3 protein-coding genes and 1 pseudogene are annotated in these 3,855 nt (G+C 40.8%); 1 reads left to right on the top strand and 3 read right to left on the bottom strand.

What is annotated here, in order from left to right:
• Positions 1-741: 741 nt before the first annotated feature.
• Both QZ562_RS21390 and QZ562_RS21385 read right to left on the bottom strand, forming a co-directional pair.
• Positions 742-990 (bottom strand): annotated as a pseudogene (locus QZ562_RS21390) (DUF2867 domain-containing protein); the annotation flags it as partial.
• 39 nt (positions 991-1,029) lie between these two features.
• Complete coding sequence (locus QZ562_RS21385; protein ID WP_363315389.1) at positions 1,030-1,578, bottom strand: hypothetical protein; 549 nt, start codon at positions 1,576-1,578, stop codon at positions 1,030-1,032.
• Between the two features lie 255 nt (positions 1,579-1,833).
• Between QZ562_RS21385 and QZ562_RS20275 the strand changes: the two genes are divergently transcribed.
• Positions 1,834-3,096, top strand: a complete 1,263-nt coding sequence (locus QZ562_RS20275; RefSeq protein ID WP_293764379.1) for an IS110 family transposase — start codon at positions 1,834-1,836, stop codon at positions 3,094-3,096.
• An 18-nt stretch (positions 3,097-3,114) separates the two neighbouring features.
• Here the strand turns inward: QZ562_RS20275 and QZ562_RS20270 are convergent, their stop codons facing one another.
• Complete coding sequence (locus QZ562_RS20270; RefSeq protein WP_293764376.1) at positions 3,115-3,255, bottom strand: hypothetical protein; 141 nt, start codon at positions 3,253-3,255, stop codon at positions 3,115-3,117.
• Positions 3,256-3,855 lie beyond the last annotated feature (600 nt).

Raw genomic sequence — 3,855 nt, 5'->3', positions numbered from 1 at the left:
CAGCTCAAGGATGAGCTGTATTGCGTTATCTTTTTTGATTGAAAGCTTAGCGGTTGATGAGTGAATTGGCGTAGGACCCATTAGTGCCATATTTCCTTATTTGATCAGGTTGCCCAGTTCTCTAACTCAACACACACAGGGACAGGCACTCTTTAATTGATAGTGGCGTTTTGATTTACCCCTAAAGCCACTCGCTCAGTTCGACGGTAATATGACTGTTCAAGAACAATCCGGTATTTTATTTAGCCTGAAGGACTATCTGCAATTAGTGGACACAACAGGCCGAATGATTCGAACCGATAAACGCGGTGCTATTATCATCAACCTACCCCCAATACTTGAAAGGCTATCGATTAACCGGCAACAGTGGCTCCAACAAAGCCAGTAGTTTGAAAAGCTTTACGCCTCACAATTTGCTAAAAAGCGGCGAACTCTGAAAAAGACTGCCTGACTAACAATAATCAACCAATAAATAAGAACGCTTCGAACGTTTACGGGCATCTATACCTAGAAAACGGGTTTTTAGGTTAAATTCCATTTTTTAATCACAAAACGTTATTTATTTTCTGAAGCCGACGATTTATTCCGGTTGTAGATTAGGTGATTTTTAAGAGTGCCTGTCCTGTTATTCCGATGCTTATTCCTGAATGCCTAACGCCACGTTAAGTTTAGAGCATACCAATACCAGTTCTGAGCGTAGCGAGATCGGCACGCGCTTAAAAATCAGACTTGTACGTTATGTTATGCCTTTTCTAAGGCTTTCAGCGTACTTGGGACTATTATTTTATGAAATGGAGTAACGAAGAACATGTATATTTTCCCGAATACATTATTCACATGAACCACTGTGCTTACATGAACTATCGCGGCTTCCTCTTCAGGCTCAACTAAAAAAGAAACTCGGACGTTAAGGTGTTTATCACAGTCTTCTAATACAACTTCATACCCCTTTAAACTTAACAGCGTAAAAATACCGACTCGTTCACCTACAACATATTCTGTACCTAGTTTTTCCCTGGATACGTCTTATTAACCACCCAAATCTTTCAAGCCGAGTTTGGATACAATCCAATTTCTCATGGACATCAGAAATTCAATCCAAGCAGGCATTTGAGTAGCTATTTCAAGACATACTTCAATAGAAGTTAGGTTGTTATACTTTATTTTTTTCGAAAAGCTACCACAGAAATACGAATCCTTTGAATACTCATTCGACATTGATTTATTAGGTATAGACATAAACTCTCCTTCAAAATGCATATCACCCAGCTTACCGGCACATATTGCGGAGAGCGTTTTTGTGTACAATGGAAAAACGCGAAATATACAATATAGAGTGTGTGTGTCTAAGTTTTTGTTCTCTGTGTAAGCTTTGTCTGTTTTGTTCGCTCGTTGATAGAGGATTTTACACCCCTGACTAGAATGACTTATTCGATCCCGATGCTCCGCCACAAACGCAACACTCAATACGGGTGGCTGGCTAAACCGTTGCCCGACAGGGACTTTCACCCTGCAAGATGCTCCAAGCTTGGTTTGTCGCACTAACGCCGCGCTTTGTGGAGAGTGTAGCGATTCCATACGAACTGCTTATAGTTCTTCCGTTCCACTAATTAATTATTTCCATAGTCAGTTATTTGGTGGAACATACTTCTGCTAGTTACGAATAACGAGCTGCTAGCGCAAGACGTTCATAACAAGACATTCGAACTAGCAGAAGTCTCTCGTTTCAAGACGCATACTCAGGGATTGTCGCACCACCGACTATCTATAAGACCTGCGAGAAGCGAGTAATAGTTATGTTCCAAAGCTAACTTTACACCTTGGAGGTGTTCTATGAAAGCGCCCTGTATTACAAATTTCTCAGTTTTAATCGGTATCGATTGGGCCGATAAAAAACATGATGTTTGTGAGATCGATTTAAAAGTAAAATCTCCACGTTATTCCGTCATTGCTTCAAAACCAGAGGCGATTCATGACTGGGCAATGTCACTTAAACAACGTTTCCCTGATAAACCTGTAGCGGTTGCTTGTGAGCTCAAAAAGGGGCCTTTGATTTATTGCCTTGAGAAGTATGACCATATTGTTATCTTCCCCATTAACCCTTCTACTGTCGCCAGGTATCGTAAAGCATTTACACAAAGCGGTGCCAAGGATGATCCCAGTGATGCGCTCATTCAAGCGGAAATCCTCGAACGACATATGGATAAGCTAAGCTGCATTGAACCAGAGAGTTCTGATATCAGGGCGCTAGGACTACTGGTAGAAGGACGACGGAACATCGTCCAGAATCGAGTCGATCTATCGAATAAAATCACCGCCATTCTCAAGTTATATTATCCACAAGTACTTGATTGGTTTGATGAAAAAGACAGCACTATATTCTGTGACTTTGTCGCCAAGTGGCCCTCGCTGAGTCGTGTTAAAAAGGCTCGCAAGCAGACGCTGTTGAATTTCTTTAATCAACATAATTCACGATACTCCGAAACCAATGAACGGCGTATCAAGGCGATAAGCAACGCCTTTGCGCTTACTGACGATGCCGGTATTATTGAACCCAATCAGTTAATGATTGAGATTCTAATTGCTCAGCTGAAATTACTTGTAGAAGCCGTCGGGCGAATGGATAAAGAAATTAGGAATCGCTACAAACAGCAAAGTGATCATAATATTTTTGATAGCTTCCCTGGCGCAGGTCCACAACTAGCACCTAGATTACTGGTTGCCTTCGGAACCAATCGAACACGCTACAGTAACGCCTCTGAAATGCAAAAATATGCAGGTGTTGCACCAGTCATTGAGCAAAGCGGCCAAAAATCCTGGACACACTGGCGATATAGTTGTCCTAAATTTCTAAGGCAAACATTCGTTGAATGGGCAGGGCAATCAGTGCGTTTTTCCTTTTGGGCCAAAGCCTATTATGATCAACAAATTGCAAAAGGAAAACCGCACAATACGGTGATTAGATCGTTGGCTTTCAAGTGGATACGCATCGTATTTAGATGCTGGAAAACGAAGACGCCCTATGATGAATCAAAATATCTAAGTGCTCTGAAGGCGAAGAAATCACCGCTTTTACAGTATGCGATTGAAGGTTAATTAGCCTTGCTGTCCACCTCAGGGCGTGTTGTTATAACTGTGATGATTGATGTTGGTGATGAACTTAGAGACTGGGGTTTTTCTTTTATGTTGACTAGATACTATCGCGCTGACATTGCTTGCCAACAGCGCTGATAATTTTTGTTGCTGTATTTCCATTTCCAAACTCCCTGTTTCCTAAATGCCTTTTAATTTCTCGAAGCCGTTAAAGAATAACACCTTCGCTATTTAATTTGAAACTTTTGTAACTATGCCTCTAATCCTTTGAAGTTATAACAGTTTACTAGAAGGACGCCTGAATAGTACCTACTATACAGGCGTCCTTCTAGTTCTTGATTTTTCAATCCAATGTAAATCATATCGATCTAGGTTACGGCAATCTTAGGTCGTTATCAATTTTTCAAAGAAGGGCAGCTATGTGCCGAAACGTGCCTAACGATCTCGTGATTTGAATGGCTGCTTACGAGGAGCTAGAAAAGGTATCCATATAAAAATGCACTTCAAAACAGACATAACGACCCATTTTCATAAAAATAAAATTTTCGCGCGTTGGGAATGCTTTGTAGAACGGAACTATCTTGTTTAGAAATTGGGGGTGGGGGTTATGTTTCCTCAAAAGAGTCACCCAGGGCTGGATTTTTTTTAGAGTATCAAAAACAGTAATGAGTACATTTCAGGTGGGCTTTTATCATGGGTGAGAACTATCCCAACGTGAAATTTTGTTGTTACATTTGTTGGTATAAATGAAATCATCTATAT

It is taken from the genome of uncultured Paraglaciecola sp., from assembly GCF_913058035.1.
In the GTDB taxonomy this organism is placed as follows: Bacteria; Pseudomonadota; Gammaproteobacteria; order Enterobacterales; family Alteromonadaceae; genus Paraglaciecola.
Note: the sequence above shows the minus strand (reverse complement) of the source record. Positions and strands in the feature narration are given on the sequence as shown.